24 protein-coding genes and 4 pseudogenes are annotated in these 26,998 nt (G+C 59.0%); 13 read left to right on the top strand and 15 right to left on the bottom strand.

Translation table 11 applies throughout. From position 1 onward, the window contains the following. Positions 1-15 precede the first annotated feature (15 nt). The 9 genes and pseudogenes from ACZ5KU_RS19645 to ACZ5KU_RS19685 form a co-directional block, all read right to left on the bottom strand. Positions 16-4,071: a CHASE domain-containing protein gene (locus ACZ5KU_RS19645; protein WP_464737426.1), complete on the bottom strand. Its 4,056-nt coding sequence runs from the start codon at positions 4,069-4,071 to the stop codon at positions 16-18. Positions 4,072-4,097: 26 nt separating this feature from the next. After that, complete coding sequence (locus ACZ5KU_RS19650; RefSeq protein WP_152973036.1) at positions 4,098-4,340, bottom strand: GGDEF domain-containing protein; 243 nt, start codon at positions 4,338-4,340, stop codon at positions 4,098-4,100. Between the two features lie 41 nt (positions 4,341-4,381). Then, positions 4,382-4,603 (bottom strand): hypothetical protein, encoded by a 222-nt coding sequence (locus ACZ5KU_RS19655; RefSeq protein ID WP_054063183.1) that lies wholly within the window; start codon positions 4,601-4,603, stop codon positions 4,382-4,384. A 57-nt stretch (positions 4,604-4,660) separates the two neighbouring features. Continuing rightward, positions 4,661-5,736 (bottom strand): annotated as a pseudogene (locus tag ACZ5KU_RS19660) (HD-GYP domain-containing protein). Next, on the bottom strand, positions 5,726-8,599 hold the full coding sequence (locus tag ACZ5KU_RS19665) for a sensor histidine kinase (protein WP_464736071.1): 2,874 nt from the start codon (positions 8,597-8,599) through the stop codon (positions 5,726-5,728). The pseudogene ACZ5KU_RS19660 and the gene ACZ5KU_RS19665 overlap by 11 nt, the downstream one beginning before the upstream one ends. Before the next feature lie 99 nt (positions 8,600-8,698). Further along, complete coding sequence (locus ACZ5KU_RS19670; RefSeq protein ID WP_416773525.1) at positions 8,699-9,580, bottom strand: methyl-accepting chemotaxis protein; 882 nt, start codon at positions 9,578-9,580, stop codon at positions 8,699-8,701. Continuing rightward, a pseudogene (locus ACZ5KU_RS19675) lies at positions 9,557-10,312 on the bottom strand (MCP four helix bundle domain-containing protein); the annotation flags it as partial. The gene ACZ5KU_RS19670 and the pseudogene ACZ5KU_RS19675, both read right to left, overlap by 24 nt. A gap of 236 nt (positions 10,313-10,548) precedes the next feature. Beyond that, a complete protein-coding gene (locus tag ACZ5KU_RS19680; RefSeq protein WP_464736072.1) occupies positions 10,549-11,916 on the bottom strand; it encodes an ATP-binding protein in 1,368 nt (455 codons plus the stop codon). Next, a complete protein-coding gene (locus ACZ5KU_RS19685) occupies positions 11,913-12,575 on the bottom strand; it encodes a response regulator (RefSeq protein ID WP_054063197.1) in 663 nt (220 codons plus the stop codon). The genes ACZ5KU_RS19680 and ACZ5KU_RS19685 overlap by 4 nt, the downstream gene beginning before the upstream one ends. Before the next feature lie 259 nt (positions 12,576-12,834). Between ACZ5KU_RS19685 and ACZ5KU_RS19690 the strand changes: the two genes are divergently transcribed. The 6 genes from ACZ5KU_RS19690 to ACZ5KU_RS19715 all read left to right on the top strand — a co-directional run bounded on the left by ACZ5KU_RS19690 (position 12,835) and on the right by ACZ5KU_RS19715 (position 18,543). After that, positions 12,835-13,386: a cytochrome b gene (locus tag ACZ5KU_RS19690; RefSeq protein ID WP_054063188.1), complete on the top strand. Its 552-nt coding sequence runs from the start codon at positions 12,835-12,837 to the stop codon at positions 13,384-13,386. Between the two features lie 559 nt (positions 13,387-13,945). Continuing rightward, entirely contained in the window at positions 13,946-14,311 is a 366-nt protein-coding gene (locus ACZ5KU_RS19695; RefSeq protein ID WP_464736073.1) for a DUF6124 family protein, read from the top strand. Between the two features lie 202 nt (positions 14,312-14,513). Next, positions 14,514-15,851, top strand: a complete 1,338-nt coding sequence (locus tag ACZ5KU_RS19700) for a chloride channel protein (protein WP_464736074.1) — start codon at positions 14,514-14,516, stop codon at positions 15,849-15,851. A gap of 305 nt (positions 15,852-16,156) precedes the next feature. Continuing rightward, positions 16,157-16,780 (top strand): hypothetical protein, encoded by a 624-nt coding sequence (locus ACZ5KU_RS19705; RefSeq protein ID WP_464736075.1) that lies wholly within the window; start codon positions 16,157-16,159, stop codon positions 16,778-16,780. 319 nt (positions 16,781-17,099) lie between these two features. Next, positions 17,100-17,960, top strand: a complete 861-nt coding sequence (locus tag ACZ5KU_RS19710) for a DUF6602 domain-containing protein (RefSeq protein WP_464736076.1) — start codon at positions 17,100-17,102, stop codon at positions 17,958-17,960. Between the two features lie 91 nt (positions 17,961-18,051). After that, positions 18,052-18,543 (top strand): hypothetical protein, encoded by a 492-nt coding sequence (locus ACZ5KU_RS19715; protein ID WP_464736077.1) that lies wholly within the window; start codon positions 18,052-18,054, stop codon positions 18,541-18,543. Between the two features lie 34 nt (positions 18,544-18,577). Here ACZ5KU_RS19715 and ACZ5KU_RS19720 read toward each other — a convergent pair. Continuing rightward, a pseudogene (locus tag ACZ5KU_RS19720) lies at positions 18,578-18,759 on the bottom strand (antibiotic biosynthesis monooxygenase family protein); the annotation flags it as partial. Between ACZ5KU_RS19720 and ACZ5KU_RS19725 the strand changes: the two are divergent. The 3 genes and pseudogenes from ACZ5KU_RS19725 to ACZ5KU_RS19735 form a co-directional block, all read left to right on the top strand. Continuing rightward, a pseudogene (locus tag ACZ5KU_RS19725) lies at positions 18,747-19,144 on the top strand (EamA family transporter); the annotation flags it as partial. The pseudogenes ACZ5KU_RS19720 and ACZ5KU_RS19725 sit on opposite strands and share 13 nt — an antisense overlap. Before the next feature lie 177 nt (positions 19,145-19,321). Next, positions 19,322-20,119 (top strand): MFS transporter, encoded by a 798-nt coding sequence (locus tag ACZ5KU_RS19730; protein ID WP_464736078.1) that lies wholly within the window; start codon positions 19,322-19,324, stop codon positions 20,117-20,119. Further along, positions 20,113-20,775 (top strand): MFS transporter, encoded by a 663-nt coding sequence (locus tag ACZ5KU_RS19735; RefSeq protein WP_464736079.1) that lies wholly within the window; start codon positions 20,113-20,115, stop codon positions 20,773-20,775. The genes ACZ5KU_RS19730 and ACZ5KU_RS19735 overlap by 7 nt, the downstream gene beginning before the upstream one ends. A gap of 14 nt (positions 20,776-20,789) precedes the next feature. Here the strand turns inward: ACZ5KU_RS19735 and ACZ5KU_RS19740 are convergent, their stop codons facing one another. After that, on the bottom strand, positions 20,790-21,641 hold the full coding sequence (locus ACZ5KU_RS19740; RefSeq protein ID WP_054064768.1) for a LysR family transcriptional regulator: 852 nt from the start codon (positions 21,639-21,641) through the stop codon (positions 20,790-20,792). 808 nt (positions 21,642-22,449) lie between these two features. On the opposite strand from ACZ5KU_RS19740, the gene ACZ5KU_RS19745 reads away from it, so the two are divergent. From ACZ5KU_RS19745 to ACZ5KU_RS19755, 3 genes are all read left to right on the top strand, one after another. Next, on the top strand, positions 22,450-22,899 hold the full coding sequence (locus ACZ5KU_RS19745) for a hypothetical protein (RefSeq protein WP_464736080.1): 450 nt from the start codon (positions 22,450-22,452) through the stop codon (positions 22,897-22,899). Between the two features lie 464 nt (positions 22,900-23,363). Further along, positions 23,364-23,993, top strand: coding sequence for a hypothetical protein (locus ACZ5KU_RS19750; protein WP_054057692.1), 630 nt, complete (start codon positions 23,364-23,366; stop codon positions 23,991-23,993). Between the two features lie 89 nt (positions 23,994-24,082). Continuing rightward, complete coding sequence (locus ACZ5KU_RS19755) at positions 24,083-24,388, top strand: hypothetical protein (RefSeq protein WP_464736081.1); 306 nt, start codon at positions 24,083-24,085, stop codon at positions 24,386-24,388. 86 nt (positions 24,389-24,474) lie between these two features. Here ACZ5KU_RS19755 and ACZ5KU_RS19760 read toward each other — a convergent pair whose 3' ends face one another. Next, positions 24,475-25,218 carry an SDR family NAD(P)-dependent oxidoreductase gene (locus ACZ5KU_RS19760; protein WP_464736082.1) on the bottom strand — a complete coding sequence of 248 codons (744 nt, stop codon included), beginning with the start codon at positions 25,216-25,218 and terminating at the stop codon, positions 24,475-24,477. A gap of 12 nt (positions 25,219-25,230) precedes the next feature. Further along, a complete protein-coding gene (locus tag ACZ5KU_RS19765; RefSeq protein WP_464736083.1) occupies positions 25,231-25,641 on the bottom strand; it encodes a DoxX family protein in 411 nt (136 codons plus the stop codon). Positions 25,642-25,722: 81 nt separating this feature from the next. Between ACZ5KU_RS19765 and ACZ5KU_RS19770 the strand changes: the two genes are divergently transcribed. Next, positions 25,723-26,124, top strand: coding sequence for a winged helix-turn-helix transcriptional regulator (locus ACZ5KU_RS19770; protein ID WP_464736084.1), 402 nt, complete (start codon positions 25,723-25,725; stop codon positions 26,122-26,124). A 94-nt stretch (positions 26,125-26,218) separates the two neighbouring features. Here ACZ5KU_RS19770 and ACZ5KU_RS19775 read toward each other — a convergent pair whose 3' ends face one another. After that, positions 26,219-26,632 carry a hypothetical protein gene (locus ACZ5KU_RS19775; protein WP_464736085.1) on the bottom strand — a complete coding sequence of 138 codons (414 nt, stop codon included), beginning with the start codon at positions 26,630-26,632 and terminating at the stop codon, positions 26,219-26,221. Then, entirely contained in the window at positions 26,626-26,988 is a 363-nt protein-coding gene (locus ACZ5KU_RS19780) for a hypothetical protein (protein WP_464736086.1), read from the bottom strand. Before ACZ5KU_RS19780 ends, ACZ5KU_RS19775 begins: the two co-directional genes overlap by 7 nt. Positions 26,989-26,998: the final 10 nt, after the last annotated feature.

Raw genomic sequence — 26,998 nt, forward strand, 5'->3', positions numbered from 1 at the left:
TGAGTGGCTCTCCGTTCACAAATTCGCACGTTCGAGCATGTGCAGCGCTCGCTCGAACTCCAATTCCTCGATGGCCTCCCACAGCTGTTCAACCAGCACCTGCCCGGCTGCCGCCCGCAGTGCCGGCGCAGCCGCTGCAAACTGATCCAGCGCGGCCAGATCGTGGTTTTCGAGCAAGGCATGCAACCTCGCCAAGGCCTGCTGAGCGGCTTCTTGGTCCGTCTCTGTACTCGGCACCGCCAGCACGGACTCCTGTACGTTGACCGTCTGCTTGAATAGTGCTGAGAGCGCCGCACTCAAGGCGCTGAGCACCGGCTCGGCTCCCTGCCCGTCGCGCAGCAGCGATTCAGCCTGCCCAGCCAACTGTCCCACCAGGGTGGCGCCCAGCAGGCCTGCCACGCCACGCAACTTATGCAGATCCGCGATCAACGGGCCAGGCTGCTGCTTGCGCTGCAACACCGCCTCGCTATCGGCAAATCCGGCAAACTCATTGAAAAAGCGTCGGACCGAAGTGCGGAACAACTGCACGTCGTTGCCAAAGCGGTAGGCGGCTTCGCGCATATCCAGCCCCTCTATCACAGGCCACTGCTCAGCGGGCTCATCCTGAGAGGTCGCGATGGTACTGACCGCAACGGAGGTACCACGCACCCTTTCGACGGCCCGCCGTATGGCACGGATCAGGGCACTCGGTTCCAGCGGTTTGGTCAGGAAGTCATCCATGCCCGCCATCTCGGCCTGTCGACGCTCCTCAGCCAGCGCTCCGGCAGTGAGCGCCAGCACCGGCAGGGTCTTGAGTCCCAACTCGTTGCGCAGGCGCCGGGTCGCCTCGTAGCCATCCATTTCCGGCATCTGTACATCCATCAGCACCGCGTCGAAGAAATCGGGGGTTTGGCGCAGACGCTCCAAAGCCTGCAAACCATTGATGCAAGTCTGCACCTGAGCGCCCTGCTGTTCCAAAAGCAGGGTCGCCACCTCCAGGTTGATCTCGCTGTCATCGACCAACAGCAACTGCAGCCCGCTCAACCAGTGGGTCATGCCGGTATCCAGTCGCGTGGACTGCAGGACCCGTTCCGTGCTGCCCTGGTACCGGGCAATACAAGCGTTGACCGCATTGAACAGTGCGGAACTGTCCAGCGGCTTGGACAGCACACGGTCGACCTGGTCATCGAGCATCAGCTCCGCAGCGCACGGGGTCACCAAAATCAACGGTAGTTGCGTGCTTTCGCGCAAGCGCCGCAGATCCTGCTCGATCGGGTCAAGCCAATCGACCAGCAGGATATCCGGTAAAGGCCCCTGGGCCTGATGGCGCTCCTGAAGCATCAGCCGCAATGCCTGCTCGTCAGTCACGCTCGACACCCGCCAACCCAGGCCTCGGCAGACCCGCTGCAGTGCCTGCGCCGAGGCGGTATCATCACTGAGCATCAACACTTCCAGGCTGCCACCGGTGATGGTCGCCTCCAGTTCGCTCGAACAGACCTGGAAGGGCAAGGAAACCTGGAACTCACTGCCGCTGCCCAACTCACTGCGCACCAACACATGGCCGCCCATCTGCTCGGCTAACCCACGAACAACGGATAGACCCAATCCGGTTCCACCAAAGCGACGGGTAGTGGAGGCGTCCGCCTGGGTAAACGGGGTGAACAACTGGCCCAGGGCATCGGCAGCGATGCCACAACCGGTGTCCTGTACGCTGAAGCGCAGCCAACAGTGATCGGTGGCATCTGGCTCGTGACTGACGATCACCTCGACCCGCCCTTGCGTGGTGAACTTTAGGGCGTTGCCCACCAGATTCATCAGGATCTGGTTGATCCGCAATGCATCGCCAATCAGCAGCCCGGGCAACTGCAGCGCTCCTTTCACGGCAAAGCTCAACCCCTTCTGCTCGGCCTGAGCCGCAAACAGATCACCCAAGTCCTCAAGCAACTGCCGTGGGCTGAACGGGTTGTGCTCCAGACGCATCTCGCCGGCTTCGATCTTGGCGATGTCCAGAATGTCGTTGATGATGCCCAACAGGGATCGTCCAGCGATCTGCAATTTGGTCAGCAACTGGCGCTGCTGCTCGTTCAAGGAGCTGTTCTGCAACAGATGGGCGATGCCGATCACGGCATTCATGGGCGTGCGGATTTCATGGCTCATGTTCGCCAGGAACAGGCTCTTGGCCGCATTCGCCGCCTCCGCGCTGGCCTTGGCCGTCTGCAATTCGGCGCTGTGGCGCAGGCGATCGGTGATGTCCTGAGCAATGCCCAGATGACCGGTCAATTCACCATCGGCGGTGCGAATCGGGGTGATGACCATCGACACCTGCACCTGCGAGCTATCCTTGCGCACATAGGTCCACTGCCGGGTTTCGGAGCCTTGCAGTGCAGCCTTGTAGCAAAAGACATCGATGCCTTCGATGGGAATGCCATATTCCTGGGTCAGTTCGACAGAACGCTCAGCGATCTCTTCAGGCAGATGAAAATCCGCCGGGGTCTTGCGCCTGACCATCTCGGCATGGCTGTAGCCCAACAACAGTTCGGCGCCGCGGTTGAACACGACAATCTGCCCCTGGGTGTCGGTGGCAATGATCGAAACCTCCGACGACGCATCCAGAACCGCCTGCATTAACCCGGCGAGCCTGGACAGCTCGGCCGTACGCTCGCTGACCTGCTTCTCGAGTTGGGCATTGAACTCCATGAGGTAGCGTTCGACCCGCTTGCGATCGGTGATGTCATGCATCATCTTCGCCGCGCCCAGGATAGCGCCATCGGCCTCCCGGATCAGACTGCAGGTGATGGTCACATCGATCAGCCGACCGTCCTTGTGCAGGCGTTGGGTTTCCAGGGTCGAACCGCGGTCACCGCGAGCGACCTGTTCCAGCAGTTGTTCGTCCTCATGCACGCGTTCCACTGGCACCAACAACGGTGCCAACGGTTGCCCCAGTACCTCATACTCGGTGTAACCGAACATCTGCTCGGCGGCGCGGTTCCAGGTGATGATCCGGCCATCCAGCGCCTCACCGATGATCGCATCGCTGGAGTTTTCAACGATGGTCGCGAGTCGGGCCTGACCGGCCACGACTTGCTGTTTGCGCTGCCGTGAGATCAGCAACGTGCCAACCAGCCCTGTCAACAGGAAGCTGGCCGCTGCGCCGATGGCAAAGACCCGGCTCGCCGGTACCGGATCAAGCGCATCGACAAACGCCTGGTGTGCGCCCACCTCCATCCGCCAGTGGCGCCCATAGATCTCTCGCTCAAAGGTATAGGTTTGCAGTACTTGAGGGTCCTGGCCATTTTCCGGGGTCTGATAGATCAGTTGCCTGGTATCCCCGACATCGTAGAGTTTCAGATGCAACCGGTGATTCGCCGGGTCCAGGCTGGTCATCACCTCACGCATGGTCAGGGGAGCATAGGTCCAACCAATCAGGTTCTTCTCCCGCAGCGCAACATCGGTTGGGGTCTCCGGCGTGTTATAAACCGGCGACAGGAGTAAAAACGCTCGCAGGCTCTCTTGAGCGTCCTGCTGCAGCGTGATCGGCGCAGTCAGCCTTGAAACCCCTGTGCGCATTGCCTCGATAGCCGCCTCACGACGACGTGTTTCCGAGGCGATGTCCAACCCAAGGGCCTGGGAGTTGCCAGCAGGTGGGTCGATGAACTGAATGATGAAACGATCTCCCGGGTGAGCGCCCAGCCGGGTGAACTTGAAATCAGGCTGACCGTCAGCCCTGACGTTACGCATGAATTGCTCTTCGCCGTCAGCCGGTACCCGACGAATGAAGCCGAAACCGCGCGCCCCCGGGTACTCCTTTTCAATATCACGCCCCTGGCCAAAACGAGCCATCTGGCGGTTGCTGACGTAATCCAGGTTCAGCATCTGGATAGCACCGCGCATGCCACGAAGACGGTACTCATATAGTTTCAAGCGTGTCTGCAGGTTGTCACCGATTGCTTCCCCGGCGTCCTTGAGAACCGACCCGACATGACCCTCGATGGTCTTGGCCTGCTGGTAGCTGACGACGTAGCTGGCTGCCAGGCCTACCACTAGTATCATGGCCATCCAGCCCACCGACCACTTGAAAGAGTTTGCTTTCATCGACCCGGCGCTCACTGCAGAAATGATTACATGGGAGAGTCAAGGTACTGCACGACGACAGCATTTCGACCTGATTCCTTGGTCTGGTACAGCAGCCGATCTACGGCTTCAAACACAGTAGCAGTGAATTTGCCATCCAGACGCCAGCGTGCAACAGCCGCCGAAATCGTGATGCGCTCGATATCCGTGGTTTCCACAGTTCGCCGCAGTCGCTCTGCCACCTCGGTAGCCTCCATCAGTGAGGCGCTGGCAATCGGCTGTTCCTTCACCCTGCCTTGTTCCGCGCACTGCCGGCTATCCTGTCAGCGCTTTAGTCCAGCCTGAACAATTCGGCGCTGAGCAGTTGATCCACGCTCACGGGTATTCGGTAGCCATAGGGGGTTTTGTCCTCAAGGACATCGCTGATGCCCACGTCACGCTGCCCCGTATAGATAACCCATAGACTGTTGGCCAGCGTCACGCATGCCGAAAGCAAGGCAAACAAAAGAATAAGCGTTCTCAGCTTGAGCCTTGGTTGTTTCAGTGTTGACATCAAATCATTCCACTACATCAGCAAGTGTGGCTTCCACATGGATATTAAGGTGTGCACTTATGCCATCCCTCGCAATGTAACTTCCGTGTCCTCTTGGAACAGGTTCTCTATTTCACCGAAGACTTTCTGAATAGCCTCGACAAGCGAGGGATCGAAATGTCGCCCAGACTGCTCGGCCAGGTAGGACTGGGCTCTCTCAGCGGACCAACTGCTTTTGTAGGGACGCGGCATGCGCAAAGCATCGTAAACATCGCATAACGCGACAATACGCGCCGACAGAGGAATTTCCTCACCCGCAAGCCCGCGAGGATAGCCACTCCCGTCCCATTTTTCATGGTGGCAGTAGGCAATTTCTGCCGCCATGCGGGTCAGGTCACTTCCTTGCTCCTCATGCAGAATTTCATGACCGATGGCGGCATGCTTCATCATGTTCTGTCGCTCATCCGGGGTAAGCGGCCCTTCCTTCAGAAGTATTTCATCCGATATGCCTATCTTTCCAAGATCATGCATAGGGGCCGCCAAACGCAGCCTTTCACACCATTGAGCTGGCATACCGATGGTTTTTGCCAGTAATGCCGATGCATCGCCAATCCGGCGAATATGATTGCCGGTTTCATTGTCGCGATAGCTGGCTGCGCGAGATAAGGCCCTGATCGCCGCTTGGTGACTTTGCTGCAGTTGCAGAGTGCGCTCCACGACCTTCATCTCGAGCTCAAGATTCAGTGTTTGCAGCTTCTTGCTCGCTTGTGCCAGACGCAGACAATTGCGTACACGCAAGATCAGCTCAGGTAAATCCAGAGGTTTGGTCAGATAGTCGTTGGCCCCAACTCCAACCCCAATCGCCGGCTGTTCGCATCGCTCAACGCCGTCAGGATGATGATCGGCTGCCGTGACCGGTCGCGGTCCTTGAGCTGTCGCAGAATCTCGAACCCATCCGGTTCAGGCATATCCAGATCCAGCAGCAGAAGATCCCAATCTTCATGCCGGGCACACTCCAGCCCTTGCCCTGAGTCGGAAAAGCTGACGATTTCATTCAACCCAAACGCCTTGAGACTCGAGGAGAGCAAGCGCAGATTGGCCGCGACGTCATCAATGATAAGAATACGGGTATCGAGAGGAATATCAGTGAACATTCGAGCTCTCCTTCTCCAGCAGCGCGTCAAGAACCTCACGCAACGCTTCCACTTCCAATGGTTTTTTCAGCACGGCCTGAAACTCAAAGCCCACCCAGGCCAATGCCTTGGGTGCAGACCCCAACAGCACGACCGACATGAACTCGGCGTTCAGACTACGTCTTAGCCTTCCAAGCTGGGCCGAACGGTTGGTATTTTCATCATCGCAATCGAGCAGCAGGATGCCAGGCGCACCCTCGGTGCCTGAGTCAACGACACAGCCCTCCAATGTTCCGGACTTGAGCGTGGCACGCTCTCCAGCAATGGTAGAAATGAATGGCAAAATAGACTCATCGTTCCCGGCATAGAAAATCGCAGTTCGTCGTTTTTCCCGAATGCCAGAGGGCTCGACCAGGTGCGTGGGGACAAGATCGATCCAGAATCGGCTGCCCTTGCCGGGCTCACTTGAAAGCCCCATCTGCCCGCCCATCAACCCGGCCAGCTCACGACACAGGGCCAGGCCGATGCCTGTCCCCTGGATAGCCGTGTTCTCCTTGCCAAGCCGCTGGAACGGTTCGAACAAGGCCGTTTGCAGAGCAGGCTCGATACCCAGCCCGCCATCCTCGACAAACAGGCGTATCCATTCCCCGACCCTCAGTGCACCGATCAACAGGCGACCACCGGGACGGTTGTACTTGATTGCATTGGACAAGAGATTCAGCAGGACCTGGCGTAAACGCCGCGCATCCGCATACACCTCTGCCGGCGTATCCGTCAGCTCGAGCTCCAGCTCAAGCAACAGGCCCGCCGCCATTGCCTGGGAACGAACCATGTCGGCACATTCTTTCAATATGCTAAGAACCGGGACGGGCTTGAGCGTGAGTTTCTGGGGCTCGGCCTGCAGGCTGGACCAATCGAGCAGGTCATCGACCAGTTGCGCCAGGTGCGTGGTGGCGCCCAGTATCTCGTCCAGGTGTTGCTCGTCCGTTTCATGACGCGCGCCCATGCGCATCAACTGGGTAAAGCCCTGGATGGCATTGAGGGGAGTTCGCAGTTCATGGCTCATGCTGGAAATGAAGCGTGACTTGGCCTGGCTAGCCGCCTGGGCCTGCAAGGTGCGCTCACGCAGCTCCATTTCCGTCAGTTTCAGCGCATCAATGTCCACCAAGGTGCCCACCGCTACGTTCCCACCGTCCAGAACGCCCTTGATCATCCGGCCACGTCCGAGCAGCCACAGAAAGCTGCCATCCGGACGACTGAGCCTGAACTCGATATCGATACGACTGGTCTGCCCCATGCGCAGCGAGTCGAAAGCCTGCATCACGGCCCGCGCATCGTTGGCATCCAACCGGGCCAGGAAAGCTTCTCGACTCATCGACGTTTCGGGCAGCTCGAGCCTGACGACCAATCCCCCACGCAAGGTCAGGCTGTCATCATCCAGGTGGTACTCCCACAGACCGGTTGAGGCGTTTTCCATTACCAGCGCCAAACGCTCCTGTGCAACATGGCGCTGTTGCTCACTGGTTGCCAGTTGGCTGCCCATTGTCAGGACATTGCCGGCCATCTCGTCGAGTTCGGCGATCCCGGACTCGACGCGGGCCGGTTGCCAGCGCCCCTGGCCGATCTCGCGAAGCATCTGGACGATGCCCGAAATGGGCTGGCGCAGCCGTTCACTCAGCTTGCGGGAACGACGCCATAGGACCGTGAAAAACACGATATAGAACAATACCAGGCCGACAATCATCAGATAGCCTATGTTGCGAAAATGCCTGGCCAAACCGTACGTTTCAGCCATGACATCTTCTTTCTCGGCCAGGGCAACCAGCCGCCAGCCAGTATTCTTGATCGTTCGCCAGGCAAACAGATGTGGGCGGCCTTGCAGTGTTACCTCACTGAATCCTGAGTCAGCCGTCTCGAGCTCGTTTGCCATTACTACCGCGTCATCACGTTGCCCGAGGTTGAATGTGCGAGGTTTTAGGACATTCCCTGACACCACCGTCTTCGCATCAGGAGCCTTGAGTTCACTCATGCCGAAATCATCCTCAGCCTGGGGCGGCATCGCCATGATGGTCATCTCATTGCTGACCAGCAGCAGGTACCCGGACCATGGCACCCTCAAGTGCGCAATCTCATTCAGCATGCCGTCGACGGTGATGTCGAGCCCAACGACTCCTTCAAGAAAATCACCACGATATACAGGTGATACAGCGGACATCATCCATCCATGTCCAGCGGGATCTAGGTAGACTTCGGTCCAACGGGTCGCTTTTTGTGGATTGTGGGTCGCGTCCGCCAAATAGTAGAAGTTGAACTCTGGAATACGGATGTCAGCCGGATACTGCTCATTGGTGCGAAACCAAGGGTAGATCCGGTTGTAGCTGTCCCAGGAGTTGAAATAGAGACTGGCAATCATCGGGTCAGCCTGTCTGATCTGCTTGAACAGGGTATCGAGACTGGCAAGCCGCCGTACCTTGTCCAGATCCTGACGGGCCAAAGGTGTCGCTGCTGAATAGAAAGAGGCCGCACCACCTAGATCCGTCGCGCTGTAACGCGCACCTTCGGGCGTCACGGCCAGCACTTCGCCTGGTACGCTGGCCGGCGTCAGCAGTGCTTGCTCTGTCATTGTCCCCAGCAGGCCGGCCACGCCGGTCAGGTGCTCGAGCTTGCTCTCGACAATGAGTGCATTCTGCTCGACACTGGCACTCAAGCTATCGACTGCACTACGCTTGAGATAATCGACCTGTGCCTCCCGTATGACCTGGTTGGTCAGTAAGTAGCTCGCAATCAACACCGTTTCCACCAGGATCAGTGGTATCAGCGCACTGCTCAGGAAGGCGCGCCAGATCCATTGGCGCAAGCGGATTTTTGGGACACCCTGTCTCATTAAGCCTCCTGATGGGCGGATCCCCTGTCAGCAACAGAGCAAAAAGCCATCACCCAGTTATAGTCGAATACGCTAGAGACAGGACCCGGTAGTCGGATTTCAGAAGCGAAACCCGGCGACAACGCCTTTCAAGTCTGTTGCCAGCCTAGACAGGTCATGGCTGGAATGACTGGTCTGATTGGCCCCGGCGCTGGTCTGGAAGGACAGGTCGCGGATACTGACCAGGCTACGGTCGACTTCCTTGGCGACGGCTGCCTGCTCTTCCGCGGCGCTGGCGATCATCACGTTCTGCTCGTTGATCGCGGCAATGGTACGCACGATGGCGCCCAACGACGCCTTGGTAGCTTCAGCACTCTCGACGGTCGCGCGAACCTGCCTGGCGCTGCCTTGCATCGTCTGGACGGTCTCGACCGCCTGCTGTTGCAATGAGGACACCATTTTCTCGATGTCCTGTGTTGACTGCTGGGTGCGCTGGGCCAGCATGCGAACCTCGTCTGCCACCACCGCGAAGCCTCGCCCCTGCTCCCCGGCCCGCGCAGCCTCGATCGCCGCGTTAAGCGCCAGAAGGTTGGTCTGCTCGGCGATGGCGCGGATCACATCCAGCACCTTGCCGACTTCCTGCATCTCATTCGCCAGAGCCTCCACTCGAGAAACGCTGGAGTGCACGTCATTGGCCAAGTTGCCGATCGAGACCACCGTCTCGTCGACCTGATTTCGACCCTGGCTGGCAGCCCGATCCGCCTCCCTGGAAGCTTCCAGCGTAGTCGCCGCGTTCTGGGCAACTCCGTCAACGGCTGCGCTCATCTGATTGCAAGCAGTGGCAGCCTGTTCGATTTCGTGGCTCTGTTGCTGAATTCCGCGGTGGGCATCCTCGGTGACGGCATGCAGTTGCTGTGAAGCCGAAGCCAACTGAGCCGAGGAGTCCGCAATTAGGCCCAAGGTACCGCGTAAGCTGCCTTGCATGTCTCGCAGGGCGTCCATCAGTTGCGATGCCTCATCACGCCCCTCATTGGGAATGCTCTGCGTCAGGTCCCCCGAGGCGACGGTCCGGGCAACGCGCACCGCTTGCAGCAGAGGCAATACGACGCTGCGCGACAAGATCATTGCCAGAATCGCCCCAGCTATCACGGAGGCCACCAGTATTCCGATCACCATCAGGTTGGCTTGGTCATAGGCAGCAGCGCTGGCCAGGGTCGCCTGCCTGGCTCCCGCGGTGTTCAGCTTGACCAAGGCATCCACCTCGGCCACGACGGCACTGCCCTTGGCATTGAGGACATTGTTGATCAACTCTATCGCCTTGCCGGTTTCATTATTGGCCAGCAGGACGACAATACTGGATTGGGTTTGCTCGTAATCCTGGCGGGCCTTGAGGAAACGCTCGTAGATCGCATGCTCTTCCGGGCTGGAGATCAATGCGCTGTAGGTGCGCACTGCATCATCCAGTTGTTCCCGGGCACGTGTCACATCATTGGGCGTCTGGGAATTGAAACCGATGGCCGCACGCAAGGTGAGGGTTCGCAAGCGCATGACAGCCTCATCGATGCCGTTCAATGCCAGAATGCTGGGCAACCAGTTGCTATCAACTTCGTGGGAGCTCTGGTTCATCTTCCTCATCTGGGCCAGGGATCCCAACCCGATCACAAGCATGAGTACGATAAGACTGAGAAAGCCTGCTACAACCCGTGTAGAAACCTTTAGTCTACGCATGTTCATTTACTCACCCGTTTATCCCATTTTCGATATAGGCCCGGCTCACGGCGGCTTTTAATGCGTCAGATCAACAGGTCATCAACGCATCAGAACGTCAGTGCAGCGCCCACAGATTGATGATAGACGTGGCGACTGAAAGCCTTGATGTCACAATGACATTACAACCTTAAGGAAATCTGAAGGTGGATTGATCGGGCACCGAGACTGCTCCCTTTCCTGAGCAAACGGCCAGGATGCTTCTAGGGACGCGGAATCGTCAACGAGGCACACAGTCCGCCCGCATCACGGTTCTCCAGGCGGACCTGGCCGCCGAACTGTAGGGCAATCGTCTGGACAATAGTCAGTCCCAGCCCTGCTCCCTGGTCGTTCCCCCGGCTGTAGAAACGCTCGAACAACCGCTCTCTCTGGCTCTCATCGATGCCAGGGCCTTGATCTTGCACAGACAGCTCGAATTGCCCCGCCCTGCTCGACAGACGGACAGAGATCAGTCCTGCGGCCGGGGAGAAATTGGCCGCGTTGGTGATCAGGTTGTGCAAGGCAATCGCCAGTGCATCGGCACTGATCCGGGCCTGGTACTCGCCCGGCTCAACATCGAACTCGAACTCCAGCCCCTTGTCCAGCAACCAGGCCCCCAACTGTGACAGGTTCTCGCGCAGGACCTGCTCAAGATCGATCAGTTGCGTCGCCGTGACGTCCCTCAATGGCTCAAGGCGGGCCATGGTCAGCAGTTGATTGACCAGCCGGGTGGTGCGATCCACGCCGCTGATCAGGTGATGCAAGGATTGGCTTCGCTGCTGCTCGGTTTCAGCCTCCAGCAGATTCTGGGCATGGACACGCAATACCGCCAGCGGGGTGCGCATCTCATGGGCCGCATCGTCGATAAAACGGCGCTCGCGCCCCAGCAATTCTTGCACCTGCACCAACACCCTGTTGAGGGCCGACTGCATGGGTTCAAGCTCCGAGGGCAAGGGCTCCAGGCGTAGCGGCTCTAGGGAGCCAGGATGCCTTCCTCTCAGGATCATGGCCATCTTCGCCAGGGGGCCCAGCCCCCAGCCAATGGCCAGCCAGGCCAGGATGGCCAGGATTAATGTGCCAAAGACATTGGGCCAGAGGGTGTGGCGGATGATCCGATAGACCAGGTCGGAACGAACATCATCCCTTTCGCCGACCCAGATACGCTGGTGATTCTGCTTATCCTCGAGCAGAAAGGCCCGCCAGGCATGTTGCTTGAGGTCCACGACATCACTGAAGCCTGCCACGGACGGTAGTTGCTCAAAGACCGGAGCGCTGGCCGTTCTCACCAGCACTTCTCCTCGGGGGCTCCAGACCTGAAAGGCAATCTTGCGCTCGTAGGGGTGGCCATCGGCCTCCGACACGCCCTCCCCCAGCGCCTGGTTAAAGGCCTCATAGAGTTTGCTCTCGTCGCCCGGTACCAACGGCATGCGCATCACGCCCTGAAGCAGACGGGCATTCTGCGCCAGCTGCGCATCGTAGACCTCGTCGATCTCCCGATTACTATCGTGCAGACTGAGCAAGGTAATGATCAATCTCCCAACTAACAGTATCCCGATGATCAGCGTCACCGTGCGACGCCGTATCGAAATCATGAAGTCTTTTCCATGCGGTACCCGACACCGCGGATAGTCCGAATCAAATCGGTGGAGAACTTCTTGCGCAGATTGTAGATATGAACCTCCAGCGTATTGCTCTCGGCTTCATCCCCCCAACCGTACAGCAACTGAGTCAGGCGCTCGCGTGTCATCACCCGTCCCGGCGGTGAAAGCAACTCGTAAAGCAGCTGGTATTCCTTGGGTGTTAAGGTAACCGGCTGGCCTCCCCAGCATACCTGCTGGCTGACCGGGTCAAGGGTGATGCCGGCATGCTCGATCAGCGGGCTGGCCCGCCCGGCGCTGCGCCGCAGCAACGCGCGCAACCTGGCCTTAAGTTCAGCGAGGTCGAAGGGTTTGACCAGATAGTCGTCGGCCCCGGCATCCAGGCCAGCGATACGGTCATCCGTCGCATCCCTGGCGGTCAGTACCAGCACGGGCAGGGTCGAGCCGCTCTCACGCAGCCGACGCAACACCTCCAGGCCGTCAAGCCGCGGCAACCCAAGATCCAGCACGGCCAGGTCAAAGGTCTCACTGAGCAGAGAATGCAGCGCATCCTGTCCGTCGTGAACCCAATCGACGGTATAGCCCTCACGGGCCAGCGCCTGGTGGACACCCTCTCGCAAGGCCACATCGTCCTCGATCAGCAATAGCCGCACGGTCTTTCCCTTCAATAGTTTGATCTTCCAGGCATCCCCGTTGGCTTTACGATAGAAGTGATTATCCCGCAAGTACAGGCCGGCAGGAGGTCTCCAGAACCGCTCCATCGCCTCCAAGCACCGAACGCGACAGCGGCTGTGGAACGGAGGTATCCCCTGATGATTGAGCTAGACCCGAGAAGGCCTTCAGATGGGCTTAAGATTTCGTCAGTAGGCTCAGCACATCGTCGTTCCCCACTAGGATTTCATGAGGTATGTCATGACCAGAGATACGAAGCCTCAGCGCTATGCAACACTTTCCATCACCTTGCACTGGTTGATGCTGGCTCTGTTTGTGGGTGTCTATGCCTGTATAGAGATCAAGGGCTATCTACCTCGGGGAAGCAATGCTCGCAGCCTGTTGCTGGGATTGCACGGCGCATTCGGAATGAGCATTTTTACGCTGGTCTGGCTTCGCCTGCTCGGACGTCTGACTCCACGTCCGCCGATTACTCCCAGGCTGGTGAAATGGCAGGAAAACCTTTCCCAAGTCATGCACCTGGCCCTTTATGGACTGATGATCGCCACACCGCTGTTCGCCTGGCTGATGCTTGCCGCAGCGGACAAACCGTTTCCCTACTTCGGCTTCAGCGTGTGGGCCCCGGTCCAGGTCAGCCCTGACCTGGCGAAACAGCTTAAGCATTGGCATGAATTCATCGGCAGTGCGGGTTACTGGTTGATCGCGATGCACGCCGCAGCGGGCCTCTTCCACCATTACTGGGTCAGGGACAATACGCTGGTACGCATGCTCCCGATCTCTCGCAAGAGCTGAATAAAAGGGGGCCTTCGATGAAGTCCAGATTCGTGGTGATCCCGGCGGTTTCTCAAAACAGGGTTTCCTATCCTCGTCGCGGCACATCGTACAGCGCTGAACCGGCTCCCCCCGCTTCGACATTTACGACAACGAAGAAAAATGTCGGATCATTACTCTGTTTCATAGCCAGGTCGAAGCAGAGATGGCCTGTGCTGAAAAAAACCGGAGTACACAGTACGAACTGCAGCTGGCCTCCAAACCAGACAACTCCCTTTCCCTTGAGTGAAATTTCCTAGAAAATCCCGAGCGCTTGTTTTGTGCCTGATCACGAGGCTAGGCTCCGGCTTGTCACTGCCAATTCAGTGACCGGGTTTAGTAGCCCGCCATGTGACTAGGCGCAAAGTGCCCCCTTCTGACAGGCTCGTTTTTCAGCCTTCGCTTTATGGTGGCCGTGCGCAGGGCGCCTTCGTGCGCGCCGGGCCTAGTCACCGGTCTACTAACCTGCGTTCGGCCGCCACCCTATCGTTTAGTAGCGATGGATGCGGCTCTCTCAGCTGACTGACTGGAGTCACGCCACATGTTCAAACCTACCCCCAATCCGCCGGCAAGATCCAACGCCGGAGCCATCGATCCGCGCATCGCCGACCGGGCACTGTCCCACTATGACCTGGGGCCAGAGGCAACACCGAAAGCCGTACCGACGTTTGCTGTCTCTGCGGCAGCCACGCCACCTGGGCAGCCTCCGCTCTCGTTGAACCACGAGGCTACTCTTCTCGACCTGCATTCGATTCTGCAGTCAGCCGCAGCCACGGCCTACGAGAACGCCGACAACCAGACCGGCTCGAATCGCAAGGTGGCGATGGGTGTGGTGCACCTGATAGAGCTGGCGCAATTGAGGATGGATTCGATTCTGGAGAAGTCGATCGTCTGTGCCAATGGCTGACGTCATTCTGCCGTGGAGCGGGAAGCCCAGCTTCCCGTTTTTTGCCCAGCAGCAAGAGGTGCTCGGTGCGGATCAAGATCAGTACCAACTCCTGGAGCAATGCATGCACGGCCTGGTCTTCCAATGACAACGTGCTGTATCACCTGTATGGGCAGCAGATTTGAGTAGAATTGCCCCTTGCTCCACGATCCTGGTCGCGCCGATGTCCGAACAACCCACCCCAAACGTAGAACCCGTCCCCACCACCCAGCCACGGCGCTTCCGACGGCCACGCTGGCTGGAGTGGCGACAACGCCTGGCGTTCTGGGTCGGCGCGCTGCTGGTGGGCCTGGTCGCGCTGGCCTTCGCCTGGCTGGCGGACCAATCCTTCGCTCTGTTTAAGCACATGCTCGGCGTCGCCTCCTGGCTGCCGCTGCTGGTCACCCCGGCGGGCTTCGCCCTGTTGGCCTGGATCACCCAGCGCTGGCTCGTTCAGGCCAGGGGCAGCGGCATTCCCCAAGTAATTGCCGCACTGGAGTCGCCCTCGCGGCGCTTGCGCGCCAGGGTGCTAGCGTTACCGGTTGCCGCCGCGCGAATGCTCTTCACCCTGGCCGCCCTGCTGGTCGGTGGCTCGGTGGGCCGCGAAGGGCCTACGGTGCACGTCGGCGCCGCCGTCATCTATGCCTTCGGTCGACGTCTGGGCCTGCACGGCAGGCGCACCATCGCAGGACTGATTCTCGCCGGCGCCGCCGCCGGCATCGCTGCAGCTTTCAACACGCCGCTGGCAGGTATCGTTTTCGCCATCGAGGAACTCAGCCGCACCTTCGAGCAACGCTTCAGCGGCCTAGTGCTGACAGCGGTTCTAATCGGCGGATCCATCACCCTCGGCCTGATGGGCCACTACTCGTACTTCGGTGAGATCGGCGGCAGCCTGCCGGCCGGCTGGGGCTGGAGCGAAGTGCCAGCCTGCGCCCTGCTCGGCGGCCTGCTGGGCGGGCTCTACGTCAAACTGGTGCTCCCCACCCAGGCCGGCTGGCTTGGCCGCATGTGCCGGCTGCGCGAGCGCTTCCCGGTATCCTTCGCCGCAGCCTGCGGCCTGTTGCTGGCGCTGCTGGGGCTGGTCTCCGGCAACCATGTGTTTGGTACCGGCTACGAAGAAACCCGCGCCCTGCTCGAAGGCCACCCGATGACCGGGCAGGACTTCCTGCTGTGGAAGTTCCTGGCCAACGTGGTGTCCTATCTCTCCGGGATTCCTGGCGGCCTCTTCTCGCCCTCGCTGAGCATAGGCGCGGCTTTCACCCCGCTGCTGTCGTTGCTGCCCAACCTCAACCCACAGACCTGTGCGCTGCTGGGCATGGGCGCCTACCTCGCTGGCGTGACCCGCTCGCCGCTGACCGCCTCGGTGATCGTGCTGGAACTGTCCCATAGTCCCGACCTGCTCATCCCCATGCTGGCCGCCACGGTCATGGCCGCCACCATTTCCGGCTGGATCGCCCCAGTCTCGCTGTACCACGCGCTGGCCCGGCAGTTGCTGGACAAAATCGCATCGAGCAACCCTTGATCCGTGTATCGCCATGTCGGTGGTGATCGATGAGTCCAACCGCGGCGATTACTTGGGCGGTAAGTCGCCGCACGGATGCTCAGCCGCGTGAGTTGCCGGGTGCTGGCGGCTGCCTTGGGTCGATGTAGCCTTTCGCGACAGGCTACAATCGGCCAGTAGCAGACACCCAGGTCATACTCGATATTTGCATAACCCGTCAGCGAGCTTGCGGCTATCGGCAAGTCACGACATCCAGAGTAAAATGGCGCTCACGGACCGCTGGACGGGTATAAGATGGATGACCTAATTTTGCACGGAGCTAGAAAATGGATTCTCCCACTTGGATCAAAGCAGTTGGAGATACTCTAAAGAACCATATGGATATGGCCGCAGAGGTGATCGACGCCGGCATTTCCGCCGCCAGCGATACGGAGGTTTTGAGCGAGATTCCGTTAGTCGGAACTGGCCTGAAGGTTCTTCAGGCTCGGGATACGTTTATGGAGCATCGTTTTCGTAGAAACTGCATAGCCCTATTGAATGCCTGTGAGAAAGTTGATGTGCAAGCAAGAGCCAAAGCGATGGATAAACTATCCGCAGATCCCGAGAGATTTGAGGATTTTGCCGATACCCTCTTGCTGATTGCCACGGAAAGCGAAAAACCTTTCAAGGCGGACTTAGTCGGTAGGTTGCTAGCTGAGATGATGCGAGAGCAAATAGAATATGCAAGTTATGATAACCTTGTTCATATTGTCAATTTGGCTTCGATTCCCGCTTTAAAAGCGTTAAAATCTTTTTTCGAGCGAACACAAGGAACTCCCTATCTCCATAATGGCAATCCGACGGAAGAGCCTCTACTCCTCTCGATTGGCGTTGCATCTAGGGATGGGTCGAAACTTACCATCAGCGATCAAGGCATCCTACTGTATAAGTTTGGCCTAAAGAATCCCTGACTAACGACCGCAAATAGTTCGTTCGGTAGCCGTTAATGAAGATATTGCGTCAATTTGGGCGGGATCTCGATGCAACGTTTGGAAATGCTGCTACCGTAACGACTTGCCCTCTCCAAAAAAGCTGTCATTCATCAAAAGACTGCTTCCGACCAAAAGGATCTCCACGGCAGGCAGCTTTTGACCCGTTGCGGCCATGCGCCTAGGCTGGTGTGATTCTCGACAAGGAGCTAATGTGTAAGCTATCGCCCTCCTGCAATCGTGTGCGTAAAGAGCGGCTATATATAAAGCAGTTTGCTGTGAGTATCTCGATGGGAGCGACATGAGCAACGATATCTTCGACGCGCTGCTTCGAGAGAAGATCAGTGTATTCAAGTCAGCGTTTTCGACGCTGGCTACTGAAGTATTCTTCAACCCTGAGGCTGGTCGTCTTCGCCATTCAGGCGAATACGGCATGTACCGCGAAAACATTGTCAAAGATTTCTTGAGGTTCCTGATCCCAGGATCGCTCGATCTATCTACAGGATTTCTCATCACTTCGATGAATGACGTGAGCACACAATGTGATGTAGTTGTGTTCGATCCGCGAATGACCCCACTATTTCAGGAGGGCGATCGACACCGCTTCTACCCAGTCGAGACCGTATTCTGCGTTGCCGAGGTGAAATCGACCCTATCTCGCGCTGAGTTTGGCAAATCACTAAATAAACTCGCGAGGACAAAGGCCCTCAGCGAAAGGATCTCGCACCCTCGCGTACTTTACAAGCAGAGCTACACTGACTTCAACCCACTGCATGACCCACACGATCTGATCCCCACAATATTGATTTGCCAGAAACTCGACTTCAAGTTGGAAGGGCTTCCCTTGTTCATTGACGATTTATATGAGCCTGACGTCGAGCAGCGACACAAGCACAATATGGTTCTCAGTATCGAAGATGGCTTGTTGATATACATTGATCAGGAAGGCAGAGATTCGGCCTACCCTGAAGTGGCAGGCCAACGTCAACTGGTTCGGTTTCAATGGCCAGACACAAATCTATTTAGTCATTTCAAATCATTCGCAGCATCAATGTTTATACTGACAGTTAACAAGACACTATTGTATCCAGAGCTCTCATTTTACATGGGCACCGTAGAAGGTGGAAAAAAGCAAGATCAAGTCTGGTTACAGGAGCCATGAGGGGCAAAAAGTAGGCGAGGAGGAATACGGCAGTAGCGGGAGCTGCGGCCCCCTGCTGGGAACGTCCGCCTTTCGCCGATAGCAGCAATCCATGGAGGGCTGCTTTGGGTCGAAAGCGGACAGTTGCAAAGGCCAGCAATTCTACGGCTTCGCTATCCATTGCCGGCTAATTGCCGCAGCCTACCTCCAGACGCTGAACAACCTGCCCCAGGAGCTGTGGCAAATGGAAGAAATGGAAAAAATCATCGCTCCAGGCGGCAGATTCGCGGTCAAGGTCGCCGCCTGGGAAGCGCGCAACAGCCAATGGGTGTATGTGCCCTCGCTCCTTGATAGGCAAACCCAGGCGGTCATTTTTGCATTCGCCGACCCTCGTTGGTCCATGGATCAGGCCACCTGGCGCAGTCATGCGACGGTTCATTTCGTGCTCCGGAAATTTCCGGGCGATCACCATCCGGCGACACTGGAGCTATTGGTGAATTGCGCCAATCAGACTGCGGTCGTGGTGGCAGGCACCGAACACAAGCTGGCCGAGATCGAGCAAGTACTGGAGGCCGCATTCGAGAAAAAACCAAGTGCGTCCTGACCCGACGGCCTTGCTCGCCCCCCCTGTAAGTCGATCAAACACCCGTGGGAAAGCCGGCACCGTCGACATGATAAACCTGCGGTTCTTCCGACAAGTACGCGCCAGCCCCAGCATGAACAGGCGATGGTCTTCACTGGCTTCGAAACCAGGCGTGTGGTCTGCAAGTGACGCCCAATACACGATCAGGTTGAATACGTGTGGCGTCTCTACCCCTGGGCTTGTTGCCCAACCTCTGGCTGCAGTGTTTCGTCTCCAGTTTCGCCTTCGCCGCCCTCGAAGGCAGCCAACGCAGCCTGGCACGGTTACCAGCGCAGGCTCTGCACTGAGCGTGTCGTGGACCGCAGTCCTGTCGCCGCTTGGCGGCTATGGGTTGTACTGGGTCTGCCTGCGCAGGTCCTCGGCCACCCGCGTCGCCAGCGTGCTGTACCTCAGCCCGCCGATCACCCTGCTCTGGGCCTGGGCGATGTTCGATGAGCCGTTGTCCTGGCCGATGGCAGCGGAGATGGCGCTATCGGCGGTCGGCATCTGCCTGGTGGTACGCGCCGAGGCCCGGCAAGCCAGCCGCGATGAGCGCAAGCCCAACCACCCTACCCCATGCTGAGGTGCCAGCGAGACTGACAGCAATGAACGTTGCCCGTGCAGTTTCGTAAGGCGCGCGCCGGGATGTGATTCCCTAGAGTGTGGCCCATCGGCCAGGCACGAGCGGGGCGACAACCCTGCTCCAGGAAACCTGGCCTGCACGCGTATCGAACCTGAGTTGCCACACAGGATGCCTGTCATGTCTCGAATCGAAAACGAAGCCAGCGAACCCCGGCGCTGGTTGATGTTCGCCATCTTGCTGGTCGGTGCGTTTCTGCCTCCGCTGGATTTCTTCATCGTCAACGTCGCGCTGCCCTCGATACAGGCCGACCTGGGCACAGGTGCCTCTGCCGAGCAGTTGGTGATCGCATCCTACGCGACGCTCTATGCCGTGACGCTGATCACTGGCGGGCGCCTTGGCGACCTGTATGGGCGCGGGCGGATGTTCTTCGTCGGCCTGCTGGGCTTCGCCGCTGCCTCGCTGCTGTGCGGCGTGGCGACTGCGCCATGGGTACTGGTGCTCGGGCGCGCCTTGCAGGGCGTTAGCGCTGCCGTGATGGCGCCGCAGGCACTCGCCTCGGTACAGACGATTTTTCCGGCAGCGGAAAAGTCATTGGCCCTGAGCCTGTACGGGGCTGTGTTTGGCCTGGCGTCAGTGATCGGCCAGGCGCTGGGTGGCGTGCTGATCGCGCTCGACCTCTTCGGCATGGGCTGGCGCGCGATATTCCTGGTCAACCTGCCAATTGCACTGCTGGTGATTGCATTCGGTATCCCCGTGCTCAAGGACACCCGTGCGCTGCAGGCAAGCAAACTGGACCTGGTGGGTACGGCGTTGTCGATGCTGGCCCTCGGCGCCCTGGTCGTGCCGTTGATCGAGGGCCGCGAAGCGGGATGGCCGTGGTGGGCGTGGCTGTCGCTCGCCGCTGCGCCTGTACTGGGGCGTTGTTCTGGCGCTACGAGGCGCGCCTGCACCGCGCCGGCGGAACCCCTTTGCTGACACCGGCCGCGCTGCAAGCCCCCGGGCTGGGCCGGGCGTTATCCATAGCGCTGTGCTTCTACGCCATTGGCGTGTTCTTCCTGTTGTTTTCGATCTACCTGCAAGGTGCACTGCATATGACCGCACTGCATGCCGGCCTGGTTTTCCTGCCGTTCGGCGCCGGCTTCCTGATCGGACCGCTCTCGGTTCCCCTGCTCAGGCGCGTGCTCGGCGGTTACGTGAACCCGGTAGGCATGGCGCTGGAGGTCATCGGCTTGCTCTGGCTGGGTTGGCTGATGTCAGTGACTCCCCCTGGCCTTGCCCCGCCCTTCACGTCCCTGGCGGTCATCCTGTTCCTAATCGGGCAGGGACAGGGCCTGGCCCTGCCGACGTTGATGCGCCTGGTCACGGGCCGGGTCGCACCGGCGTATGCCGGGATGATCGCAGGCATCACCAGCGCGACCTTGCAGATCAGCACCTCGCTGAGCGTGGCTGTCATCGGTGGCGTGTTCTATACCGTGCTGGGGGAGCAGGCAACCGCAGCCCGCATCAGCCACGCCTTCACGGTCGCCGTGCTGTGCATGGCCGCCTGCCTGGCTGTAGGGGTTGCCCTGAGCCTGACGTTGGCGCGGCAGCCGGCACCGCTGGCGGAGGCAGCGTCGATGCGCCCGAGCTGAGCGGCGGCAACCTGCTACCCTGCGCCGATCATGCTGGAGGCAAGGTCGGCCAGTGCACGCAGCCGGTCCAGTTGACGCATGTCGCGGTGATAGCCCATCCAGATGTCCCGCCCCGGTGGTGGCTGGTGCTCGTCCAGCAGCCGCAGGCCGGGTACCGAGTCGCCGAGCATACGTGGCAACACGGCGACCCCCAGCCCTTGCGCGCACATCTGTGCCTGAACCGTCCGGCTGCTGCTGGTGAACACGGTGCGGGCCTGCGGGTAACGCTGCTGCAGCCAGTGCACATCCGGGTAATGGGCCTGGGCAATGTTCATCAGGATCAACCCCAGGCCCTCGCCGTCCGGGTGTGGCGCTGGGGCATGCACTGCGGTGTAGAGCCCGTACGGCAAGGTCGTCAACTTGCGCTGGACGATGTCAGGCTCGGTGAAGGGCACGATCCGGAAAGCGATGTCGGCATCGCGGCGGGCAAGGTCGAACAGCCGATGCCCGGCAATGACTTCGGGCACGATCAATGGATACCGTCGTGCCAGTTCGGCCAGCACCGGCGACAGGACATGGCAGGCGAACCAGTCGGCCGAGGAGATGCGCAACAGCCCCTCCGGCTGATCGCCATGCCCCGCCAGGCGACGTTCGATGGCCAGCGCACTGTGCTCCATGGCCAGCGCCAGGTCGAGAATCCGCTCGCCATTGTCGGTGAGCACCAGCCCCTGGGCAGTGCGCAGGAAGAACGCTTGCCCACTGGCCTGTTCGAGCACCTGCAAGCGTCGCCCGACCGTCGGGTGACTGACCTCCAGCGCCCTGGCGGCCCCTCCCAACGAGCCACTGCGAGCAATCGCCAGGAAGATCCGCATGTCACTCCAGTCCATGCTGCCCTCCCGTGCCAGAATGAGTGATGAGGGTGCAACAATGACGGCGTGGCTGCAATCCCCTGAGCGGCTGCCATTCCTGCCCTCGAGGTAGCACGCGAGGGCTAAGAAGGAACATATCGGAAGAGTAATATGACAAACAGCAAAAAGCCGCAACACTGCACGATCTGCGCACGCCTACTCGACAATCCGCAAGATCCGCTATCAGGCAATACCGGCGGGGATTGCTGGGGATGCATAGGCGCTACCGAGGCGCAAATGGGATGCGCAGAGTCGCTCGAATACGTACGCCAAGAATACGAGGCAGGACTTCGGCCTGGCTGGATCGATCCGTTCAAGCCATGACTCGGAAGCTGCATCACGACGGCTTGGGTCCATAGCAGCCATTCGCGCCTGCTCCCGCCCTGAAGCGAGAACCAGCCGCACGTGAAATACAGCAGCGTCCGACACTCAATGCAGAGGTGTTCCTACAGCGTCCATAAGGACGGACTCAATAGACTCTGTCCCTGTTTCCTACGGATGCCCCGCTCCAGAAATAGCCTGTTGCACAGAGCACTTTGACTGCCAGCGGCTGGGACATTCATGGTGGAGGGGCGTACTGCTGGCCTTGTCAGCAACATGCCAAAGTAGCTGGGATCTGGGGCTACGATGCGCCATTGCGCGTGATCCAACCAACAGGTCGCCAAGCTTCCAGTGATGCGACCAATCGACTGCCATTGCGGTCGGTGGAAGCACGCTGAACTTGATGTTTCCCCCATACGGGCCTAGCCCGTATGGGCTGGCCCTCCTACTGAAATCTGGAGGTCAAATGAAAATGGAAACAGCTCTGTACAAGGCGATGGTTGCATCCAACGTCTCAGAGCAAAACGCTACTGCGCTCGTTGAAGCCTGGGAGAGAGATGTGACCTCAGTATTGGCAAACAAAACCGATCTCACAGAAGTTCGGAATGAACTGAAGGCTGAGATCGCAGAAGTTCGAAATGATCTGAAGGCTGAGATCGCAGAAGTTCGGAATGATCTGAAGGCTGAGATCACAACAGTTCGATCTGAACTGAAGGCCGAGATCACAGCAGTTCGCTCTGAACTGAAGGCGGATATCGCTCAGGTCCGCACAGAGCTGAAAACTGTGGAACTGAGCCTGCTGAAAGAGATGGCCAACCTGAACACCACACTCACCGTAAGGATGGTGGTCGTCATGACCGCACTGCAAGGGATTGCAGGAAGCTTGCTGTTCGCTGCACTCAGGTTCTTCAAGTAGGACCATCTGTTGTAACCACCCACGCGGGGAACACTCCCCGCCGGGCGAAGTGTTCTCCGCATTCTGTTTCTGAACCCGGAGAATCGCGATGCCCTGCTTTTGCACTTTCGAGCGTTGATCGCTCTTCTTTGACTGCGTCGGCCCTGGGCTGACTCGCTGATCCGAACGCTGGCCTCCTGTGAGGTTCGTTGTTCGTCGGCATCCACTTCATGGGCGTGCTACCGGTTGGCATCGCCCACCCATTACGCACTGCCCTGCCCCCTGATTTTTCGTCAGGTTTGTGGTGTGGCAGATACCCCACTTTGCTGTTCGCTCGTACCGGATGCTGATCGCGTTCGCGGTTTGCATTTCGGGTGCCTTGTGCGCCTGTGCCGGTGCATAGCCGCGGCCTGAACCTGACATCCATCCATAGGGATTTCCTTGCCCTATGGGGCGAGGTCCATCCCGCCCCTGAGGAGAGCTACATGGAAAAACCTGTGAATGTTCTACGGCTGCCGTTTCCGTTCATTCGTAACCCTTACCTACCCGGTACGGCGTTGCGACTGGATCGGTTCCAACGACAGTTCACCATTGTCTGTACGGGCGTGTTGAGCTTGCCCCAGGACGAACCGCACGTGGGGTTCTACTCCGTGTCGGGTGAGTACGTCGTGGGATATTGCGGCTTGCTTGAAGAGGCGATTGCGTTGTGCGAGTCGCGCTTTTACGAGCTGCATGCGTATCCAAAGCTCGGCGCCGTGGCCTCGTTCGATCCACGGACGGTGGAGGTCTACGACACGCTGACGAAGGTCTATCGGCGCAAGCCCATGGCCTGTGCCAGCGATGACGCTCGACGAGTGCTGTCCGGTGTCATTCAGGCATCGGAGATCGTGTGGCGACGTCCCTGCCGGACGGCAGCTGAAGTGTGGGCTGTTGGACAGCGGATGGCGGCGCTCTACGAGCAGGCGCACCAGGACATGAGCCAGGAGGCTTTTGAATCGGCCAGGAGGGCCCGCCGGGAAGCCATGGAACTCAGGGGCTTTCTGATTTCACCCAGATGGCGAGGGTTTGCCCTGCAAGCGCTCGACAACACAGGCGTCACCTGCTGCAACGCTTGACGCTGCAATCGTAATCGCTGTCACCGGGAAACCACTTCCCGGTTGGGGCAGGTGGTTTCTCACATTGAAGGAGAAATCAGATGCCCCGAATGAAGAAACAACGCGTTGACCAGGTAATGGAATATGGCATCGCGATCACTGCGCAGGTGTGGGACCAGGTGCTGCTGGATCCGGCCGATCGTCGGCGCTCGACGTACGAGAGTCGGTTGATGGATCTGTTTCAGGCAGTGGCCAGGGCCCACAACCAGAACCCTCAGGCGAGGCAGGTGGATTTTGCCCTGTCCTCCTCAGAGCAAAAGGAAGGTGCTCTGGCACTGACGCTGAGGCGAATGGATCCACCGCAGGGAGTGCCGTATTTGCTCCTGTCGCTCCAGGGAGAACCGGTCGAGAAATGACTGGGTTCAAGCTGTAGCGGTACCTCACTCCAGCCCGGCTCTGCCGGGCTTTTTCATGACCTCGCGCTTATCGATCTGGATTGGTATCAGCGGGCACTGTCGATGATGGAACCACCGTCGGGGGTGAGGCTTGAGCCAGTGATGAACTGGCTATCCTTGCTGGCCAGAAACAACACGACGGGGGCAATGTCTTTCTCTGGGGACCCATAGCGCCCCATCGGGTTGGTCGGTGCCGGTGCGTTGACCTCCGGCCCCCAGGTTTCAGCAACCGGCAGGACGTTGTTCACCGTAATCCCGTCGGCAGCCCACTCGCGCGCAGCGGTTCGGGTCAGGGCCCGTACGGCCTCTTTTGCCATGTTGTAGGGCCCATATCCCGCCAGGCCAGTGACGCCTGCCAGCGAGCCGAAGTTGATGATGCGGCCCTCCCCGCTGGCCTTGAGGTAGGGGTAGGCCGCCTGCATCGTCCTCAGGTAGGCGACAGGACCGATCTCGAAATTGCGCTGCAGTTGCTCCACCGAAAGGTCCAGGATGGAGGAAAACGGTGCGCTGGGATCGAAGGCATTGTTCACCAGGATGTCGATACCACCGTAGGCGGCCACCACCGTGTCCACGGCCGCCTTGATCTGTTCAGCGCTGCCGATGTCACAAGCCACGCCAAGAGCTGTGCCGCCAGCGGCAGTGATATCGGCAACGACCGCCTCCACATTCGCCGGGGTCAGTGAGAGAACGGCTACCTTTGCGCCTTCGGCTGCGAAGCGCTTTGCGGTAGCACAGCCAATACCGCGGCCGGCCCCCGTGACGATGGCGACTTTTCCGTTGAGTCTGGCCATGACTGGCTCCTTTCAGTTAGGGATGAATTGAGGTGTTGCCGCGACTACGCCATAGGGCGACGGGACGTCACGGGCGGCGTTTTGAGTGGTGAAGGAAACGATCAGGAGAACGAGACCAATGAGCGCCGGCAATACGCCTTTGGGTTTGTGCACGCCCAGGTGTGCCGACCCGGACAGCAAAAGGTGGAAGAACATGCCGGCATAGGCCAAATCACTCAGCGGCACGTTGATCCGCGACAGGATCGCCAACGGGCCGAGCACCTTCACAACAACCATGAAGGGCACCAGATAGCTGGCCGGATAGTTCAGCTCAGTCAGGGTCTGGTGCACCCAGTCCTTTTTGATGACGTACAGCGTCGCAGACATCAGGTAGAGAAGGCTCAGCAATACCGTGCTGATCCAATAGGCGTAGATCGCAGCCATGAGAGGACTCCAAGGGGTTCATATCGACTTGGCCCAAGGATGTTGTCTAAGATGAAATCCAACAAGTAGGATGAAAAAGTGATGCCTAGTATGGAAAACCAGACTAATGAAGCCGATGGGGTCAACATGCACGAGGAAATGCGTCGTGCTTTCGCGTTACTGTCGGGCAAGTGGAAACTGGAGATCATGTGGCTGCTCAACCAGCGAATCTATCGCTTCGGTGAGCTGAGAAAGGCCATCCCTGGCATCACCCAACATATGCTGACGGCGCAACTGCGCGAGCTGGAGGCGGACGGATTGGTGTCGCGCACTGTGTTTGCGCAAGTGCCACCCCGCGTAGAGTACGAGATCACGACCAAGGCCCGCGGCCTGGGCCCCACGATGCAGGCGCTAGCCGCCTGGTGGAATGAATACGGCAAGAGCGTGCCGGCCAAGCCCGTTGTGCGCGGGCGTCCAGCCAAAGCGGTGCCAGCATCCCAATAACGTCCCCGCTATCCGTGTAAGGTGAACGGCTTGAACATGAAGAGTATCGCCGGTCAGAGACGGGTCAGCGCCATCGAGTATGCAAGTGAGCAGCTCACGCTCTGCTGGCGTGTTCGTAGAAAGCTTCGAGGCCTGTAATGCGCTCGCCGCTGATCGTTTCAACGACGTCCTGAATGATCTGCGCGAACGTCTCTACGCTTGCATCAAGGGCCTCAACACAGGCCAGTCGGCCAGGTGACCAGTCCAGAATGGAGCACTTCGGGTACCTCTCCAACAGTCCAGCCAGCGCCGTCTCAGGTGGCAGAGCCTGGGTGTACATGACGTCAAAATACGGGGCGCTGTTTTCCCAGAGTGGATACACCAGAACCCAGGCATCAACTGGACTGGGGAAACGGAGAGTGACGTAGCGTGATGCCCACACAGGACCTTCACGCTTGATCAGGCGGATAACTTCCAGGATGGACCGGCAATCGGGCACCCGGACCTTGCCGTCGATGAGATTTACCACAACCGCCACCATGGCCGGGTTTTCGCAGGCGTAGCAGGAGGACTGTCCGGTTTCTCATAGAGCGCTTTCGCGATCAGGTGAGTCCGCTCAGCCTGTTCGTCCAGCCATTCCTGGGGGCCGATCCAGTGATCGTGCACCGCCTCAAGGAAAGCCCGTTCCAGAGGCAGTCCCGAGGCATCACCCATCACCGTGGCCCAGGCCTCACAGCGAGGACACCAGGCCGTTGTGTGGGTGAACCGAGTGACCTCGCTAGCGGCAAAGCTGGCGTAGCAGCCATAGCAGGCGCAGGTGCTGCTGCTTTCGATCTCGGCCTGATTGCGATTGGCATGTTCGTAGGCCGTGTAGGTATCACTCATTCCAGAAATC

This window comes from Pseudomonas sp. Tof1, assembly GCF_055390395.1.

Excerpts from the sequence above, each read along its gene's own strand:
- ACZ5KU_RS19645 (WP_464737426.1), bottom strand. The coding sequence starts at position 4,071 with ATGAAAGCAAACTCTTTCAAGTGGTCGGTGGGCTGGATGGCCATGATA.
- ACZ5KU_RS19655 (WP_054063183.1), bottom strand. The coding sequence starts at position 4,603 with ATGTCAACACTGAAACAACCAAGGCTCAAGCTGAGAACGCTTATTCTT.
- ACZ5KU_RS19665 (WP_464736071.1), bottom strand. The coding sequence starts at position 8,599 with ATGAGACAGGGTGTCCCAAAAATCCGCTTGCGCCAATGGATCTGGCGC.
- ACZ5KU_RS19670 (WP_416773525.1), bottom strand. The coding sequence starts at position 9,580 with ATGGACGCCCTGCGAGACATGCAAGGCAGCTTACGCGGTACCTTGGGC.
- ACZ5KU_RS19680 (WP_464736072.1), bottom strand. The coding sequence starts at position 11,916 with ATGATTTCGATACGGCGTCGCACGGTGACGCTGATCATCGGGATACTG.
- ACZ5KU_RS19690 (WP_054063188.1), top strand. The coding sequence starts at position 12,835 with ATGACCAGAGATACGAAGCCTCAGCGCTATGCAACACTTTCCATCACC.
- ACZ5KU_RS19695 (WP_464736073.1), top strand. The coding sequence starts at position 13,946 with ATGTTCAAACCTACCCCCAATCCGCCGGCAAGATCCAACGCCGGAGCC.
- ACZ5KU_RS19700 (WP_464736074.1), top strand. The coding sequence starts at position 14,514 with ATGTCCGAACAACCCACCCCAAACGTAGAACCCGTCCCCACCACCCAG.
- ACZ5KU_RS19705 (WP_464736075.1), top strand. The coding sequence starts at position 16,157 with ATGGATTCTCCCACTTGGATCAAAGCAGTTGGAGATACTCTAAAGAAC.
- ACZ5KU_RS19710 (WP_464736076.1), top strand. The coding sequence starts at position 17,100 with ATGAGCAACGATATCTTCGACGCGCTGCTTCGAGAGAAGATCAGTGTA.
- ACZ5KU_RS19715 (WP_464736077.1), top strand. The coding sequence starts at position 18,052 with ATGGAGGGCTGCTTTGGGTCGAAAGCGGACAGTTGCAAAGGCCAGCAA.
- ACZ5KU_RS19730 (WP_464736078.1), top strand. The coding sequence starts at position 19,322 with ATGTCTCGAATCGAAAACGAAGCCAGCGAACCCCGGCGCTGGTTGATG.
- ACZ5KU_RS19740 (WP_054064768.1), bottom strand. The coding sequence starts at position 21,641 with ATGGACTGGAGTGACATGCGGATCTTCCTGGCGATTGCTCGCAGTGGC.
- ACZ5KU_RS19745 (WP_464736080.1), top strand. The coding sequence starts at position 22,450 with ATGAAAATGGAAACAGCTCTGTACAAGGCGATGGTTGCATCCAACGTC.
- ACZ5KU_RS19750 (WP_054057692.1), top strand. The coding sequence starts at position 23,364 with ATGGAAAAACCTGTGAATGTTCTACGGCTGCCGTTTCCGTTCATTCGT.
- ACZ5KU_RS19755 (WP_464736081.1), top strand. The coding sequence starts at position 24,083 with ATGAAGAAACAACGCGTTGACCAGGTAATGGAATATGGCATCGCGATC.
- ACZ5KU_RS19760 (WP_464736082.1), bottom strand. The coding sequence starts at position 25,218 with ATGGCCAGACTCAACGGAAAAGTCGCCATCGTCACGGGGGCCGGCCGC.
- ACZ5KU_RS19765 (WP_464736083.1), bottom strand. The coding sequence starts at position 25,641 with ATGGCTGCGATCTACGCCTATTGGATCAGCACGGTATTGCTGAGCCTT.
- ACZ5KU_RS19770 (WP_464736084.1), top strand. The coding sequence starts at position 25,723 with ATGCCTAGTATGGAAAACCAGACTAATGAAGCCGATGGGGTCAACATG.
- ACZ5KU_RS19780 (WP_464736086.1), bottom strand. The coding sequence starts at position 26,988 with ATGAGTGATACCTACACGGCCTACGAACATGCCAATCGCAATCAGGCC.